Source organism: Acinetobacter sp. 40AMC3-4 (assembly GCF_049898185.1).
Classification (GTDB): domain Bacteria; phylum Pseudomonadota; class Gammaproteobacteria; order Pseudomonadales; family Moraxellaceae; genus Acinetobacter.
Map to the genome: position 1 here is coordinate 26734 of NZ_JAFCXG010000013.1, position 17666 is coordinate 44399.

A 17666-nucleotide genomic window follows, 5' to 3' on the forward strand; every position below is an offset into this window, starting at 1 on the left:
TGCATGGTCTAATATAGCGGTTTTAGTCCTGAATTTCAAATGAAGCCGCAGTCCACTCAGTCATGCTCCGGAAAGAACTCAGCTTTCCAGTCAAAGGAATCGTTGGAATGTCCGCTAGGTTTATACTCGGCAGCGACATAACCTTGATATTGACTATGTTTTAACCACTGAAATATATCATGATATTGAATTGAACCCGTATTGGGTTGATGCCGTGCCGGACAATCCGCAAATTGGATATGACCAATCGAGGCAATATTTTCTTGCAAAGTTTCCAGTACATCTTCGCCCATCATTGCCATGTGGTAACAGTCATACTGCATTTTTAAGCCCGGATGATGTACCGCTTCCAGCATTTCCTGTGCTTGAGCAACATTTTGAATCAAAAAACGTGGCATATCGATGCCATTGATCATTTCAAAGACCGGTTCAATTTGATGCTCAAGCAGCATTGAACAGGCCATTTTCAGGTTACTCGCCAGCGTATTCAGGCAGGGCAACAGATCACAGTCCAAGGGCTGTTTTCCTGCCAGAATATTGACCCGGGGTACATTCAACGTCGTGGCATACTGGATGGCCTGCTCAACCGCATGACGAAACTCGATTTCCTGTCCTGGAATGCCAGCCAGACCATGACCGCCCTGCATTAAATCACCTGCCGGTACATTAATCAGGCACAAGTTTAGCTGATGGGTGCTGAGCTGGTTTTGAATCTGGCCAATCGTAAGTTCATAAGGAAACTGGATTTCCACATGATTAAAGCCTTGTGCACGAGCCAGCGCGAAACGTTCGATCAGCGGCACTTCGGTAAAAATCATCGACAGGTTGACGGCAAGTTTAATCATGTCTTTCTCTTCAATATTCAAGGCCGCATCAATCAAGCGTTATGAATGTTTTAGTTGCTGGATTACAGTAGCCAGATCTGCTTCGGCAAAGCCTTGGGCTTGATGAGCATGTAACTGCGTTAAAGCTTGAGTCGCCACCGGAACATCCAGGTCAAAGCTTTGTGCCAGTTGCACGGCATTATTCAGATCCTTGGATAAAGTCTGCACTTTCCATTGCACCGGTTCAAAAGTTTGCGTGGCCATACGGGGGGCCAGAATCTGAAAAGGCTTGGAGTCAGCAAAACCACCCGCCAGCGCAGGCGCCAGTAAACGTGTATCCACCCCGGCAAGTCCAGCAAGGGCGACCGCTTCTGCGATCAAGGTGCTATTGGCAGCCACAATCAGCTGATTACAGATTTTAGTCGCCTGACCGGTACCCGTATCACCCATGCGGGTCACGCGTTGTGAAAGTACTGCATAGATCGGATTAAGATTTTCAATCGTCGTGGCATCACCACCAGCAAAAATCACCAGACTGCCTTGTTCAGCCCCGGCGGTACCGCCTGAAACCGGAGAGTCAATCCAGGTTACTTTCTTGGCCTGTGCTTGTGCTGCAAGTGTTTGGGTTTGCTGTACTGAAAGGCTGGAGAAATCTACAATCACTTGCTCCGTAAGCAAATACGGTTCGATCTGAGCAAAAACAGATTGCACTGCCTGATCATCTGCCAGGCAGGTCAGAATCACCGGGTAATCTGTAATCTTATCCAAAGATAGCGTAGTTGCACCTAGATCCAGCAAGGGCTCACAGGCAGATGATGTACGGTTCCAAACCGCCACCTGAAAACCTGCCTGAAGCAGACGTGTGGCCATACGAGTGCCCATCAGCCCCATACCTAAAAAGGCAATTTTAGTATCGCGATTCAACTGCATACTTTCTCTTATTCCTTGCTTTGACTCAGACTCGACTTATTTATATTGGCGCGGTACAAACTGAACCTCTGGGTTCTTGTCTTTTTTACGGGCCAGCTGGCTATTTTTACCCAGCAGCAATTTCAATTGCCAGATTTTTTCCATACGCAGGGATTTGTTCGGACGATGCTGCATGGCATCCAGTACAAATTTAGAGGCCATCAGCGCATCTGGGGAACGTTGCAGCATTTCTTCAGCCAAGGCTTGTGCTCTTCCTAGTGGCTGTTCATCGACATGGGTGATCAGACCGATTTCTTTGGCATATTCGCCCTCAAAAATCCGGGCAGTCAAAGTCAGCTCTTTTGCCAGATCAATACCAATCAGGCCTTTCAGTGAGCGGCTGAGTCCCATGTCTGGCACCAGTCCCCAACGGGTTTCCATAATTGACATTTTGGTCTCAGGATGGGCAATGCGTATGTCTGCGGCCAGGGCAAGCTGCATCCCGGCACCAAAACAGAAGCCCTCCATCGCGGCAATCACCGGAACCGGTAATTCCTGCCAGACCAGAAATGCTTTTTGAAACAGGCTTTGACCCGGACGAATCAGCTCCCAGGCAGCATAAGCACGATTTTTAGGATTATTTAAATCGGCCAGATCAATACCGGCACTAAAGACTTGGGCTTCACCCGTTAAAATCACACAACGGATGCTTTTATCTTTTTTGATTTTCTGTGCAGTCGCTACCAGTTCGCGCAGCAGGGCAAAGCTCATGGCATTGCGTTTATCCGGACGATTCAATGTAACAGTGGCAATGCCGTTATTTTTTTCCAAGCGCACGAGTGACATGGCATTCTTCCTTATTTTTCCTGGCTTGAGCATAGCATGCAGCCTTTAGGCTTGCATGACAGCTCAGTCACACTTGAGTAAGTTAAGAACTGAGCAGCTTCAGAGGTTTAATTTAAATGTTGCTTCAAAATTTGCTGGGCAGCTTGTTCAACCTGTTCAACCACGGCTTTGAGTTCATCAAAATATTTCAGTACCTCTTGAACAAAGCTTTCATCGGCCTTACGGCGCTCTTTACGCAAGGTAGAAACGAACTGCTCAAGGCCACCGGTGACTTTTTGCAAAGTAGGAGCACCGACATAGCGGGTCGCGCCATAGAGACGATGCAACACATGTTCCAGTTGTGGGAAATCTTCCAGTTCAATCAGTTGCTGCATTTCATCGAGTTCATCTGCAAAGCTGTCTACCAGCATGCGTAACAGGTCTACCGCCAGATCCTCCTTATTGGCTGCCAGTTGCAGGCTTTGCTGCCAGTCCAGAATATTCGGATCCAGAGCATCAATCACATTGGCACGTTCCAGTACCGGAATCCGTTTAAAATGCTCGGTGGTCCAGTGCGTCAAAATTTGGATAATCTGCTCGATCTGAATCGGCTTGGTGACATAATCATCCATGCCGTTTTGCAGCAGTTTATGTTTTTCATCAGAAAGTGCATGCGCCGTCAGGGCGATAATTGGCAGGCGACTATGATTTTCAAAGGTCGATTCCAGCGAGCGAATGGCACGGGTGGTATCGATCCCCGACATCACCGGCATCTGAATGTCCATAAACACCAGATCAAACGCCGGTTGTTCCTGTTCATAACGGCGCTGAATAATATCGATCGCTTCCTGTCCGCTGAGGGCTTTGGTCGTGGTGACATTGAGTTCGCCCAGCAAGGCTTCCAGAACAATCAGGTTGGGCAAATGATCATCCACGGCCAGAATATGCAGGCCTTGACCATTGAATTCTTCATGCTGTTCCTGATCGAAGACCGGCTGATTGCCGAGTAACTGAATCAGCGCGCTGCGGCTGAGTGGCTGATGCAGGGCACGGGCACGATGGTCATTGAGCATGCCTGGATCCAGTTGCATCTGATAACCATAGACAGCCAGATGACCCTGATAACGTGAACGGATTTCGCGTAACAAGACTTCACTGTCACCACTATGATCGACGATCAGCCAGGTATTTTCGCTATTCTGTAAATGATTCAGACGGCTAAACAGATCCAGAATCGATGCACATTCAATATGTTTAACCTGATAATTTTCCAGATAATGACGCAACACATTCGCGGTTGCCGGGTGTGCAAGATAAGACACCACGGTCAATTCGCTAAAATCAGGATGCTCAATCACGGTATCTTCATCGACCAGGAACTGGGCAGTAAACCAGAAAGTCGAGCCTTTTTCGGTCGGGGCACGTTCCTGGTTGTCTTCAAAACCAATCTGGCCATGCATCAGGTTCACCAGCTGTTTGGAAATTGCCAGACCAAGACCGGTACCGCCAAACTGACGGGTCACCGAGGTATCACCCTGCGAGAAGGACTCAAACAGCTTTTTACGGTCGGTACCACTCAGGCCAATGCCGCTATCCTGTACACTAAAATGCAGCACACACTGATCCATTCCATCATGTTCCATGCGTGCCCGGACAATGATTTCTCCATCCGGAGTGAATTTGATCGCATTGGAAATCAGGTTGGTCAGAATCTGTTTAAATCGTAGCGCATCACCAATAATGTGTTTTGGCACACCATCTGCATAATAGAAGGCCATATCAATATGTTTTTGTGCTGCCAGAGGTGACAACATGTCCATCACATCAAAAATCGCTTCTTCCAGATCAAAAGGTGCCGTTTCCAGTTCCAGTTTGCCGGCATCAATTTTGGAAAAATCCAGAACATCATTGATCAGTGCCAGCAAATGCGCCGAAGACTTACGAATGGTCTGCAAATACAGGCTCTGTTCGTTGCTGAGATTGCCCTGACGTAACAACAGATGAATAAAACCATCAATACTGTTCAGCGGGGTGCGCAATTCATGGGAAATATTGGCCAGAAACACCGACTTGGCCTGGTTGGCCGAGATCGCCTGGTCGCGTGCCTGACGATAGGTAATATTCTGGACTTCTAAAGTGTCGAGGGTGCGGCGTAAATCGTCTTCGGTCTGTTCGGTATGTTCACGCAGTTCCAGAAAGCTGAAATGCAAACGTTTCACCACATTGGCGATATCACGTTGCAATAAACGCAGCTCGCCGGTGCTGTTAATCACCATATGCTGGCCGAGGGTATCGGCATTCAGGCGTTGCAATTGCATACGAATCTCATACATTGGGGCGATCCAGCGCCGTGAGTAGAAATTCAAGCAAAGTAATAACAATAATAAAGTCAGTAATCCGGTCGCAATCAGTACGATCAGTACTCGGTAACGGGCAATTGCTAGCGGCTGATTATCCAGCTCAATTGCCAGCCAGCCGGTAGAAAAAGTGTTTTCATTCACTTTAATGGCATAGATATGATTATCTTGATGCAGAATCGGGCCAACAAAATTACCGCTTTTCTCAAATTCTGGCCAAGGCGCCTGTTCCTGAAAACCGATGCCCAAACGGTTCTTGCCATTTTCGTCCAGAACCGCTGCTCGAACCAGATGCTTTTCATTCAGCATGTTCTGCATGGCGTTGTGGGCTTGGTCATATTGCCAGGGATACAGATTCAAGATATCCAATGCATATTCTGAAGTACCTTGAAAGCGGGTCAGAATCGCAATGGCCATCTGCTTCTGCTGGGCACGTGCGGCATTCGAGGTTTCAGTCAACACCAGCATGGCGCCGACACAGGCCAAAATGGTAATCGGCACAAAAATCAGCGCAATCAGCTGTCCATAGGCATGATTTAAGTGTAGGCGTTTAAACAGCTTTTTGTTGATCGTTGACATGATTTAAGCAGTATTTTCTTTATGCCTGGCATATTAGCATGCTTTAAATCGACAGTTAAAATTTAAGCATAATTTTTATAAAGCTTCGGATTAGCAGTTAAAAATACAAGAGATTTCAGTTAATTTTGCTCAGGTACAGCAAGACTAAGACGCACGAAATTTCAATCTGTAAAAGTGCCAGACTGAAATAGTATTTTCATCTTCATTAGCGAGCTGCTTCACCTGGCTAAATTATCGGGAAATGTAGTTTATGACTTGATAGTGTGTGAGTTTTAGTGAGCTTTCTGAAAAAGCCTTGCTAAATGGGTGCAGGGAAAAGCATTTTTTCATACAATAGCCGCACCTCGATATAGGTGCAAATAATGAGTAATACCATCCCTGATTTTCAAGCAGATGAATTTTTGTTAGACCATTATGTAGGCAAAACGCCGCTGGTGCGTTTACAGCGTCTGGCAAGTCACACTCAAGCTACAGTACTCGCGAAACTCGAAGGCAATAACCCGGCAGGTTCGGTCAAAGACCGTCCGGCCTATAATATGATCATGCAGGCCGAGAAGCGTGGGCAGATCAAACCGGGTGACACCCTGATTGAGGCAACGAGCGGAAATACGGGGATTGCATTGGCGATGGTCGCAGCAATGCGTGGCTATAAAATGAAGCTGATCATGCCGAACAATATGAGTCAGGAACGTAAGGACGCGATGCGTGCGTATGGTGCCGAGCTAATTGAAGTAACCAAAGAGCAGGGCATGGAAGGTGCACGTGATCTTGCTGCTCAAATGCAGAATGATGGCGTGGGGCTGGTGTTGAATCAGTTCGGAAATCCGGACAATGTCGAAGCGCATTACCTGACCACGGGTCCAGAAATCTGGCAGCAAACCGGTGGCAAAATTACCCATTTTGTCAGTTCTATGGGTACCACCGGCACCATCATGGGTGTGTCGAAATACCTGAAAGAAATGAATCCTGATATTCAGATCGTCGGTTTACAGCCATCTGATGGTTCAAGCATTGCCGGAATCCGTCGCTGGCCAGAAGAATATCTGCCAACCATTTTCGACCGTAGCCGTGTGGATCGCATTATTGATATTCCACAAATCGAAGCTGAAAAAACCATGCGCAAGCTGGCACAGAAAGAAGGCATCAGTGCCGGAACCTCTTCTGGTGGGGCAGTGTGGGCCTCGATTAAACTGGCGGAAGAACATCCGGATGCAGTGATTGTGTGTATTATCTGTGACCGTGGTGACCGTTACTTGTCTACAGGGTTATTCTCTGTACAAGATCCTGAATAATTATTTGAGCACTGTTTTATGCGCCTGCCTGTTTTAACTTTCGATATTGAAACCCAAACCGATCTCAAATCAGGCGCGCATCTGTTTGGTCTGGACCTGCCCGAAGCAGATCTGGATCAGGCCCTGACCAAATTACGCCGTCAGGATTCAGGCTCTGATTTTCAGCGTTTACCGCTGCATGAAATTGTCTGTATTTCCGGTTTATGGATGGATGAACAGGGTATAAAGCTGTTTTCCTTTAGTCGAGAACAGCATTCTGAAGCAGAAATTTTGAAAAAATTCTTGTCCATTTTTGACAAGCGACATCCGACTCTAGTGAGTTGGAATGGCTCACAGTTTGATTTACCAGTAATTTTATACCGCGCCATGTATCATGGACTCTCTGCACCGAGTCTGTTCGATCAGGGCGAAATTGATACGCAAAAGCGTTATAATAACTACCAGAATCGTTACCATCATCGTCATGTTGACCTGATGGATGTGATGGCCATGTTTCATGCCCGTCATTTCCAGAAGCTGGATGATGTTGCACATTTGCTGGGTTATCCAGGCAAGCGCGGTGACGGAGCCTATCGGGTTCCGGAATATGTCCGCAATCAGCAATGGACCGAACTGACGTCTTATTGTGAAGGTGATGTCCTGAATACCTGGCTGGTGTATATCCGCTGGTTGCTGTTAAAAGGCCAGCTGTTACTGCCGGATTATCAGCATCTGCTGCAAAGCACGATTCAATATTTGCAGACTCAACCGCAGCATGCGGACTTTTTATCAGTTTGGCGTGAGACTTCGCAACGAACTGAATTTACCCAATTTGATTTTCCCATCTCCATACCCTAGGTTTTCATGAAACATCGAGCACAAGCACGTCCTATCCAGCAACCCGAGTACATTTTTCAGGTTGAGTCACTATCGCATGAGGGACGTGGTATCGCTCATTATGGTTCACATCCGGATCATCCGCAGCATAAACATGGTAAGAAAGTCTTTATCCGTTATGCCTTGCCGGGTGAAACCGTGCGTGCCCGCATTACCCGTGAAGTTAAAAAACTCGAAGAAGCCGACAGTCTTGAATTGTTGAGCGACGCTTCCGAGATTCGCGTGAAGCCGGTGTGTCCGCATTTTGGGATCTGTGGTGGCTGTAATATGCAGCATATCGCTGCGGATGCGCAGATTGAACTGAAACAGAATGTGCTGAAATCGCATCTACAGCATTTTGCTGGAATCCAGCCTGATCAATGGCTACCGCCTTTACGTTCACAACGTGAAGATTATCGCCGTAAAGCCCGGATTGGGGTGCGTTATCTACCTTCCAAGGATCAGCTGGTGGTGGGTTTTCGTGAGAATCAGTCCAACAAACTGACACCGATTGATCGCTGTATGATCTTGGATCGCGAGTTTGGCTCGGTTACACGTCTTAAACAATTGCTGCAAGGTCTGAATGGTAAGGCCGACATCGGTCATATAGAATTGGCCATGGGGGATCAGGACATTGCGCTGCTGGTGCGTGAAACTGCAAAATTATCTGCCGATGATGTCAACCAATTGCGCGAATTTACGTTACAGAAAGGCTGGCAACTGTATCTGCAGCCTGTTGGCAAAGAAACGCTTTCGCGAATAGATGATACAGAAGCATCTGCACGCTTACACTATGGTCTTGATGACTTTGATGTGAAATTCGGCTTTAATCCTCTGGACTTTACTCAGGTAAATTCAAGCATCAATCCGCAAATGGTACGATTGGCATGTGATTTGCTACAACTGCAACAGGGTGAACGGGTTCTGGATCTCTTTTGTGGATTAGGAAACTTTTCCTTACCTCTTGCGCGCTGTGTTGGTGCGTCGGGTCAGGTGATTGCGGTCGAGGGAAGTGATGAAATGGTTCGACGTGGTGCGGAAAATGCCAAAAACAATGGTATTGCACAAATATCGTTCTATTCACAAGATTTAACCAAAGATTTCTCGCACCACACTTGGGCAAATCAAGGTTTTGATGCATTATTAATCGACCCGCCACGTGCCGGGGCAGAAGAAGTGATGCATTATATCCCTCAGTTTGGAGCTAAAAGAATCGTTTATGTGTCATGTAATCCTGCGACACTCGCCAGAGATGCAGGACTCTTGGTACAACAGGGCTATCGTCTCACCCAAGCGGGCGTGATGGATATGTTTACACATACTGGACATGTTGAATCAATCGCATTGTTCGAAAAAGAAAATCAAATAAACGATTAAAGAAATGATGTTTTTAAAAGTAGGAGACGGGTATGGTCACAGTACGTGAGCAACTCCCTGGACGACTCAATGAGTTGTCACAGGAGACGACTGTAGAACATGCCGAACAAGCACACCAGGATCTGACTGAATGGTTGGATCGGGTTCGTGGCATATTAGATGGCGCACCTTTAACGCAGCTCGAAGAAGTCGCCCACTTAACATTAGAAAGAGAGCTGCAAAGTACGGTTCAGCACCGCTCCAATACCTTTTATACTGGTATTGAAATGGCGGATATTCTGGCGCATCTGCATGTCGATGAAGATACTTTGTCCGCAGCCATGCTGTATCGTGCTGTTCGTGAAGGCGTCATGCCACTCAGTGAAGTATTGGAACAGTTCGGCGAACAGGTGCATAGCCTGGTCAAAGGTACGCTTGCCATGGGTAAGCTGTCTGAGCTGATCGAAAAAAATAAACGCCTGGAAGATCATTTCAATAATAACCAGCGTGAACATCTGTCTGGCATTTACAAAATGCTGATCTCGGTCACCGAAGATGTACGTGTCGTTCTGGTCAAGCTGGCCGAACGTACCTATGCCTTGCGTGAACTGGCCAATTCCTCGCGTGAGCGTCAGGAACGGGTGGCCCGAGAAATTCTGACCATTTACTCGCCACTGGCACACCGCTTGGGCATTGCTCAGTTGAAGTGGGAGCTGGAAGATCTGGCTTTCCGTTATCTTGCGCCGGAACGTTATAAAGAAATTGCTTCCTTACTGAATGAAAAGCGTCTGGAGCGTGAACAGTATATTCAGTTTGTGATTGATAAATTACGCAATGAATTGGCTGAGCATGGCATCGAAGCTGAAATTAATGGCCGGGTGAAGCACATTTATTCGATTTATCGAAAAATGAAAAGCAAGAACCTGAGCTTTGACCAGCTCTATGATATTCGTGCTTTACGGGTACTGGTGAAAAGTGTGCCGGAGTGTTATCACACTTTAGGTATTGTGCATCAGATCTGGCGCCATATTCCGCATCAGTTTGATGATTACATTACCAATCCCAAAGCCAATGGTTATCGTTCTTTACATACTGCGGTGATTGCCGAGAACAAGTCACTTGAAGTGCAGATTCGTACTCATGCAATGCATGACGAAGCTGAACTTGGGGTGTGTTCACACTTTAATTATAAAGAAGGCGCGAAAACCACAGATCGCTCCTTTAACCATCGTCTGCATTCCTTGCGTGCGGTACTTGAGCATTATCAAGAACGTAATGAAAGCAGTGCACATAAAGAATCTGAAGATGAAATAGAGAATTTTGAGCATATTCAAGATTTTGAAGGCTTTGAAAAGATCTATGTGTTTAGCCGTGATGGCGATATCAAAGAGCTGCCGCGTGATTCGACCGTGCTCGACTTTGCGTATCATGTACATACCGAGGTCGGGAACAAGTGCTATGCCGCACGGGTGAATCAGCGCTATGTGCCGCTGACCTACACTCTGAAAACTGGTGAACAGGTTGAAATTCTGACCAAAAAAGACCGGGAACCGAACCGGGACTGGCTGGTTAATTCGCTGGGTTATATCAAGACTGCCCGTGCGCGAGATAAGTTGCGTCACTGGTTCCGTCAACAGGATCGCAGCAAGAACCTGGAAGTCGGCCGTGAAGTACTGAACAAAGAATTGTCACGTCTGGCAATTCATCCGAAATCGATTGATCTGAGTGATTATTGCAACCACTTCAATGTCAAAACCGGTGATGACATTCTGGTGAATCTGGTCAATGGCGATATCAGCTTGCATGCTCTGATTAATCAGGTGAACCGCCATATGCATCTGGATCAGGACGAACCTGAACTGGTGCTAAAACCTGCCCTGAACCCGCGTGCCAGTCATACGCTGTCAGCGCACGGGATTCTGATCGACGGTCTGGATAACGTGGAATTGCATGTCGCGCAATGTTGCCAACCGGTGCATGGTGAGTCAATTGCAGGTTATATCACTCTGAATCGGGGGGTGAGCATTCATAAGGTCGCTTGTCCGGACTATGTGCGTATGATTTCTCAAGAGCCTGAGCGTGCGGTAGAAGCCGATTGGGAAATGCAGCCGACTCGCGGTCAGAGCGTACAGATTGTGGTGGAAGCTTATGATCGACGCGGTTTGCTCAAAGATCTGACGCAAGTGATTTTCTCGGATCAGATCAATATCCGCCAGGTGAATACCATTTCGGAAGCGGATGGTATTGCCAATATGAAGCTGTTGATTGAAGTCAAAGGTTTGGCACAACTTTCCAAGCTATTGGCCCGTCTAGAACAGCAGCCGGGAATTATCAGCGCGCGCCGTCTGGTACAGGGCACTTAATTGCTCTTATGTAAGTTTAAAAAGCCTGCAATTCAATTGCGGGCTTTTTTATTGTAAGGTATTTAAATTACATGCATAAAAAAATAGACCAACAGACCGAGATGAGCGCGACTGAAATATTTGAACGTAGACGAAATAATCTGGCCAAGGTCATTGATCTGCTGATCGAGACACAGCAATTTAAAACTGGCAAAGAAATCTGTGAGCATTTCGGTTTGTCAGCCTCATATATTGCGCAATTACTGAATAGCAAACGTCAGATCGGGGAGAAGGCAGCAAGGGAACTGGAACAACAACTGGGTCTAGATGTGCTCATTCTAGATCAGTCGACTGAACCAAAAGTTGAATTATCTCCAATTCCAGCGCAAGGTGTACTGTTGCAAATGCAGGTGGTGCAACAGCAGGCATTCGCACTTATCTCCTTGGATTCAGCGCTCTCATTCAATCAGGATATTTTTCATCTGCAAGCACAGCATTATGCGATTTGGGTAGCAGGGCCGTATTATTTTCCCAGCTTAAAACCGGGCTGGTGGCTGGTTTGTGACAAACAGGCCGAGTTATCCACTGCAGGCATACTCTGTGTGTATCTGCTCAATGGCTTGCAGCTCATTTTGCAACTGGTCAGTGAAACTCAGGATCATTATGAATTTCAAAGTCTGGATGAAAGCAGAAAGGTGGTTTTCCAGAAAACTGATATTGAGAAAATCCATCCAGTCATTGCGATTATTCCCGCTGCCACATATTCAAACGGCAGAAATAATTCAGCCCATCATAAGACGGGCTGAACGATGAACATGAAACAGAACAGATTATGGAATCTGGTTCTCGTCTTCAAATTCTGGTTTCACCTGAACAATAAAGTCCTGACGGTTTAGACCACGCCACAAGGCAAAGGCCGTACCGATATAGATGGACGAATAGGTCCCGACAAAGACACCAACAAACATCGCGATCGAGAACCATTTCAGACCATCGCCGCCCATCAGCATCATGGCAAGCACCACCAGCAATAAGGTCATAGAGGTATGAATGGTACGACGCAGCGTTTCAGTCAGGGCAATGTTAATGATTTCGACCGGTTCTGCACCACGAATCTTACGGAAGTTCTCACGGATACGGTCAGAGACCACGATATTATCGTTCAGTGAGAAACCGATGATTGCCAGTAATGCTGCCAGTACCGTGAGGTCAAATGGCCACTGCATCATCGCAAAAATCCCGAGGGTGACGACAATATCATGGAATAGCGACAAGACCGCGCCGATCGCCAGTTTGAACTCGAAGCGGATGGTGACATAGACCAGCATCAGCAGGAGCGCCAATGCCACAGCACCGCCAGAACGGACATAGAGCTCATTACCGACCTGGCCACCGACGACATCGACCTTCGGTACTTCTGCCGCATTATTTGGCAGTTGCACCGCTGCTGTAACCGCTTTGGTCAGGTCTTCAGCTTCGATGTCTTCCTGAACCGGCATACGCACCATCAGGTCACGTTCAGAACCTAAAGTTTGCACCACAGCATCATTAAAGCCTGCCTGGCTCAATGCCTGGGAGACATCTTCAGGTTTGACCGGATTGGTATAGTTGAGTTCGGCTGCCACACCACCGGTAAAGTCCAAACCAAGGTTCAGGCCTTTGGTGGCAATAAAGAAGATACTCGCAACGGTTAGGATGATTGAAAACAATGCCGCAGGCATCGCAATCTTCATAAACGGAATAATGCGTTCGTCTTCCGGGCGACCGTACTGTTTTTGATTCAGTTGAGTATTTTCAGTCATCAGTGATCTCCTTAAATGCTCAACTTTTTCAAGTTACGTTTTTTGCCATAAATGAGCTGTACCACGGCACGCGTTACTGTAATGGCAGTAAACATCGAGCAGACAATACCAATCATCAGGGTTACGGCAAAGCCTTTGATCGGACCTGTACCAATCGCGAACAGAATGAACGCCACCAGGAATGTGGTCAAGTTCGAGTCGAAAATGGTGTTATAGGCACGATCATAACCGGCCACAATCGCCTGTTTTGGCGAAGCTCCCCATTTCATTTCTTCCCGTATTCGTTCACAGATCAGTACGTTGGCATCGACCGCCATACCGATGGTAATGACGATACCGGCAATACCCGGAAGGGTAAGGGAAGCGCCAATCCAAGACATGACTGTCAGAATCATCGCCAGGTTAAAGACCAGTGCAAAGTTGGCAATCACACCAAACACACGGAAGAACACCACCATCCAGATGGCAACCAGAAGGAAACCGATCTGAGTTGAAAGTACACCTTTGTCGATGTTCTCTTGACCCAGACTTGGACCAATCACACGTTCTTCAACAAAATACATTGGTGCAGCCAACGCACCTGCACGCAGCATCAAGGCAAGTTCAGCAGCTTCTTGCGGTGAGTCCAGACCGGTAATACGGAACTGAGAGCCCAGTACTGCCTGAATGGTTGCAGCGTTAATTACTACAGACTCAGTATATGGTGTACGAACTTCAGTCTGAGTGCCGGTCGCAGGATCTTCCACATAATTAATGCGTTGTTTGTTCTCGATGAACAAGACGGCCATACGTTTGCCGACCGCATTACGGGTCGCATCCGACATCAGTTTGCCGCCTGCGCTGTCCAAGGTAATGTTAACTTCAGCACCGCCTGTGTCTTGGCTAAAGCCACTTGATGCATTCTGAACACGTTCACCGGTTAAGATACGGTTACGGTTCAAGAGGAGCTGACGACCACTGTCCAGTGACTCATAAGCAAAGACTTCTGTGCCTGGTGGCAATGCACCCGTTGCCTGACCGGTATATGGATCAATATATTGATCATTCAGGTCAGACACCAGACGGAACTCGAGGTTCGCGGTACGACCTAAGACACGTTTCGCTTCAGCGGTATCCTGCACACCAGGAAGCTCAACCACAATACGGTTGCTGCCCTGAGTTTGAACCAGTGCTTCTGCCACACCTAACTCGTTAATACGGTTACGTAAAGTGGTCAAGTTCTGATTGACAGCATAAGATTCAATTTCTTGCTTACGCACATCAGTATAGTTTAGACGTAAGGTCGAACCGGTCTCGGTCGCAACAGCCTGCTGGGTAAACTCATTGCCATTACGGCGCAAGAAGTCCATCGTTGCAGAACGATCATCATTGTTGGCAAACTGCATCACAATGGTGTTGTTGCTTAAATTCAGGCTATTAAATTTCAGGTTGTTATCACGCAACTGACGACGTAGATCCGTCGCAGAGGTTTCCATGCGCTGGGAAATGGCCTTGTCCATATCCACTTCAAGCAAGAAGTGAACACCACCACGTAAATCCAGGCCAAGCTTCATTGGTTTGGCACCAATTTTTTGCAGCCATTCTGGGGTGGTCGGGGCAAGGTTCAGTGCAACCACGTAATCATCACCTAAACCACGACGTAAAGCCTCTTTGGCTTTAAGCTGTGATTCACTTGAATCTACACGTAATAAGGCTGCATTGTTGCCAAAGCTATTGTCATGGGTGGCAATATTTTCAGTTTTTAAAATTTGCTCTGCTTTTTGTACGATGCTTGCATCAATTTGAGTACCGGCTTTGGCACCCGAAATCTGTACAGCAGGTTCATCTGGATACAAACTTGGCAGGGCATATAAGGTACTGATCACCAGGACAACCAGGATCAGTACATATTTCCATGCTGGGTAACGCATTCGTTTTCTTCTTAAAATGAAAAAGTCGTGCGAGGGCACGACTATTTTTGATTAAAGGTTATTTAAAGTGCCTTCAGGGAGGACTGAAATCACACTTGCACGTTGAACTTTGACTTCTACACCACGGCTCAATTCAACCACTGCGAAGTCACCTTCAATCTTGGTGATTTTGCCCATTAATCCGCCTGCAAATACCACTTCACTGCCAACGCCAAGGCTGTCGACCAAAGCACGGTGTTCTTTGGCACGTTTAGATTGAGGACGCCAGATCAAGAAATAGAAGATTGCAATAAAAACAGCAATCATCAAAAGGTTCGCCATCATGCTTGGTTGTTGTGCAGCTTCACCTGCAGCGTGAGCAGTCGAAATAAAAAGGCTCATTACATTTTCCTAAAATAAAAAACTGGTGATCAACTCGATAATAAATTGATATATTCTTGCAATTTACATTGTCTTTTTCCTCAGCGCAAATACTGATGGATTAATCTTGCGGACAAGGTGGCACTTCCAGGCCACGGCGGGCATAAAAGTCATGAACAAATTCGTCAAATGTACCGTTGTCTAATGCATCACGCATCGCTTCAGTCAAACGCAGGTAATAGCGCAGATTATGAATCGTACCGAGCATAGAGCCGAGCATTTCTCCACATTTCTCAAGATGGAATAAATAGGCACGGGTAAAGTTCTGGCAGGTATAGCAGTCGCAATGCGGATCGAGTGGACTCTGGTCATGACGATATTTACTATTACGGATCCGCACCAAGCCGTCTGTCACAAAATAGTGACCGTTACGTGCATTTCGGGTTGGCATCACGCAGTCAAACATATCCACACCACGACGTACCGCTTCCACAATATCTTCAGGCTTGCCGACACCCATCAAATAACGCGGTTTGTCTGCAGGCATTTTTTCTGGAAGATAATCCAGTACCTTGATCATTTCCTCTTTTGGCTCACCAACGGACAGGCCGCCAATCGCATAACCATCAAAGTCGATTTCTAGCAGGCCTTTTAAAGATTCATCACGTAAATCTTCATACATGCCGCCTTGAATAATACCGAACAGCGCATTACGGTTTTTCAGCACGTCATGATGCTGGGTTTTACAGCGTTTGGCCCAGCGTAAAGAAAGTTGCAACGATTTTTGCGCTTCTTCATGCGTCGCAGGGTACGGGGTACATTCATCAAAAATCATTACAATGTCAGAGTTCAGCGTGTGCTGAATATCCATTGAAATTTCAGGAGATAAAAATACTTTTGAACCATCAATCGGCGAGCGGAAGGTCACACCTTCTTCTTTAATTTTACGCATTGCGCCCAGACTGAAGACCTGGAAGCCGCCTGAATCGGTCAAAATGGGACTATTCCATTTCATGAATCCGTGCAGGCCGCCATGTTCACGAATTACATCCAGTCCTGGACGTAGATACAAATGGAAAGTATTGCCCAGAATGACTTGAGATTTGATCTCTTTAATGTCGCGTGGTAACAGGCCCTTGACCGTACCATAAGTACCCACAGGCATGAACATCGGGGTTTCCACCACACCATGTTCAAGCGTTAAACGACCACGACGGGCACGGCCCGACTGACCTAATTTTTCAAACTTCATAGGAGTTCCACATCAAGGCGAAAAAACAGTTCGCTGATTGTTATAGCTAAAGGGCGCTATTTTCCTTGATTCTTACACTAAACGCCAGCATTGTAGAGCATTCGCTCTGTAATTTTATTTATCGCTGAAGCTAGAGAACATCCGGAGATATTGGCGGATGGGCAGAAAACTGCTGCAAGCGCTGCTGGATATCTTCCCGGTTAAAGGTGCAGCTGCCATCCGGCTCAGAGGCCATTGCAGCGATATGCTGGATCAGTTTCTGGATATAAATATTGCTATCGGCAAAGTAGGATTCCAAGGTCAGCAAATAGGCATCTTGTGCCACTTGCAAATAGTCATAAGGCTCCATCACCAGCATCTGCTCCAGATCAATCAGAATATCCTTGTCGTTTTGCGAGAGTTTCAAGCGTTTCTGCATGGCAGGTAAATGAGTAGTTTGTCTGGATGCCAGAAATTCTTGTAAATGAACATGGGCCGGATTAAGTGTCTGTGCAGATTGGCATTCAAATTCGACTTGGGTGGGCAGGCTCATGAAAAACATGATGCTATCCAGATCCAGACCATAGGCTTCAGAAAGACGATGTTTGGCCTGTTTAAAACTATCCAGCAATAACTCCAGATGCGTCGCGTGCAGCTGTTTGTGCTGTGCCAATACCGGATGGCCAAAGCTATGCTGGGTTTTAAAATAATCGGCCAGCAAGGTTTTAAAGGGGATGAGTCCTGAGTCGGGTGAAGTGTGGGCCCGATAACGCCATTTCTGGACATTCCAGCGATCCTGTTCCGCCAGATATTGCTGAGGATCTTCTGGATCTTTAAAAATACTACGTTCAGTCGAGATCGCCAGATTATCCAGCAGTAAAAATTCGTCAAAGACCAGACTACAGGCATAGATTTCATCATCCTGATAATGGTCGTATAACCGATAAAATTCCTCGACCAGCATCTGTTGCAAGTGCTCTAAATAATCCAGCATAATTTTTATTCTTTATTTTATAAGTTTTAG

General features: G+C 46.7%; 14 protein-coding genes. 5 read left to right on the forward strand and 9 right to left on the reverse strand.

Going from position 1 to position 17666, the window contains the following annotated elements:
• Nucleotides 1-56: 56 nt before the first annotated feature.
• The 4 genes from ACP7BU_RS13145 to ACP7BU_RS13160 form a co-directional block, all read right to left on the reverse strand.
• Nucleotides 57-845 (reverse strand): hydroxypyruvate isomerase family protein, encoded by a 789-nt coding sequence (locus tag ACP7BU_RS13145; protein ID WP_425880104.1) that lies wholly within the window; start codon nt 843-845, stop codon nt 57-59.
• A 39-nt stretch (nt 846-884) separates the two neighbouring features.
• A complete protein-coding gene (locus ACP7BU_RS13150) occupies nt 885-1754 on the reverse strand; it encodes an NAD(P)-dependent oxidoreductase (protein WP_425880105.1) in 870 nt (289 codons plus the stop codon).
• 36 nt (nt 1755-1790) lie between these two features.
• Nucleotides 1791-2579 carry a crotonase/enoyl-CoA hydratase family protein gene (locus ACP7BU_RS13155; protein ID WP_005106080.1) on the reverse strand — a complete coding sequence of 263 codons (789 nt, stop codon included), beginning with the start codon at nt 2577-2579 and terminating at the stop codon, nt 1791-1793.
• Nucleotides 2580-2686: 107 nt separating this feature from the next.
• Nucleotides 2687-5494 (reverse strand): GacS-like sensor histidine kinase, encoded by a 2808-nt coding sequence (locus ACP7BU_RS13160; RefSeq protein WP_425880106.1) that lies wholly within the window; start codon nt 5492-5494, stop codon nt 2687-2689.
• A gap of 362 nt (nt 5495-5856) precedes the next feature.
• Here ACP7BU_RS13160 and cysM point away from each other — a divergent pair, with 362 nt between their 5' ends.
• The 5 genes from cysM (at nt 5857) to ACP7BU_RS13185 (ending at nt 12145) form a co-directional block, all read left to right on the forward strand.
• Nucleotides 5857-6786: a cysteine synthase CysM gene (gene cysM / locus ACP7BU_RS13165; RefSeq protein ID WP_004281649.1), complete on the forward strand. Its 930-nt coding sequence runs from the start codon at nt 5857-5859 to the stop codon at nt 6784-6786.
• A gap of 18 nt (nt 6787-6804) precedes the next feature.
• Entirely contained in the window at nt 6805-7623 is an 819-nt protein-coding gene (locus ACP7BU_RS13170; RefSeq protein WP_425880107.1) for a 3'-5' exonuclease, read from the forward strand.
• A gap of 6 nt (nt 7624-7629) precedes the next feature.
• Nucleotides 7630-9018 (forward strand): 23S rRNA (uracil(1939)-C(5))-methyltransferase RlmD, encoded by a 1389-nt coding sequence (gene rlmD, locus ACP7BU_RS13175; RefSeq protein WP_425880108.1) that lies wholly within the window; start codon nt 7630-7632, stop codon nt 9016-9018.
• Nucleotides 9019-9050: 32 nt separating this feature from the next.
• The gene (locus tag ACP7BU_RS13180; protein ID WP_005106083.1) at nt 9051-11360 is read left to right on the forward strand and encodes a RelA/SpoT family protein; all 2310 of its coding nucleotides are present in this window, start codon (nt 9051-9053) and stop codon (nt 11358-11360) included.
• 101 nt (nt 11361-11461) lie between these two features.
• Nucleotides 11462-12145: a hypothetical protein gene (locus tag ACP7BU_RS13185; RefSeq protein ID WP_222112429.1), complete on the forward strand. Its 684-nt coding sequence runs from the start codon at nt 11462-11464 to the stop codon at nt 12143-12145.
• Between the two features lie 24 nt (nt 12146-12169).
• On the opposite strand, the gene secF is transcribed toward ACP7BU_RS13185, so the two are convergent.
• The 5 genes from secF to ACP7BU_RS13210 all read right to left on the reverse strand — a co-directional run bounded on the left by secF (nt 12170) and on the right by ACP7BU_RS13210 (nt 17636).
• The gene (gene secF / locus ACP7BU_RS13190) at nt 12170-13144 is read right to left on the reverse strand and encodes a protein translocase subunit SecF (protein WP_425880117.1); all 975 of its coding nucleotides are present in this window, start codon (nt 13142-13144) and stop codon (nt 12170-12172) included.
• An 8-nt stretch (nt 13145-13152) separates the two neighbouring features.
• Entirely contained in the window at nt 13153-15051 is a 1899-nt protein-coding gene (gene secD / locus ACP7BU_RS13195) for a protein translocase subunit SecD (RefSeq protein WP_004281655.1), read from the reverse strand.
• 51 nt (nt 15052-15102) lie between these two features.
• A complete protein-coding gene (gene yajC / locus ACP7BU_RS13200) occupies nt 15103-15432 on the reverse strand; it encodes a preprotein translocase subunit YajC (RefSeq protein WP_004645158.1) in 330 nt (109 codons plus the stop codon).
• Nucleotides 15433-15532: 100 nt separating this feature from the next.
• On the reverse strand, nt 15533-16663 hold the full coding sequence (tgt, locus tag ACP7BU_RS13205) for a tRNA guanosine(34) transglycosylase Tgt (RefSeq protein WP_005252828.1): 1131 nt from the start codon (nt 16661-16663) through the stop codon (nt 15533-15535).
• A gap of 130 nt (nt 16664-16793) precedes the next feature.
• Nucleotides 16794-17636: a DUF4303 domain-containing protein gene (locus tag ACP7BU_RS13210; protein WP_425880109.1), complete on the reverse strand. Its 843-nt coding sequence runs from the start codon at nt 17634-17636 to the stop codon at nt 16794-16796.
• Nucleotides 17637-17666 lie beyond the last annotated feature (30 nt).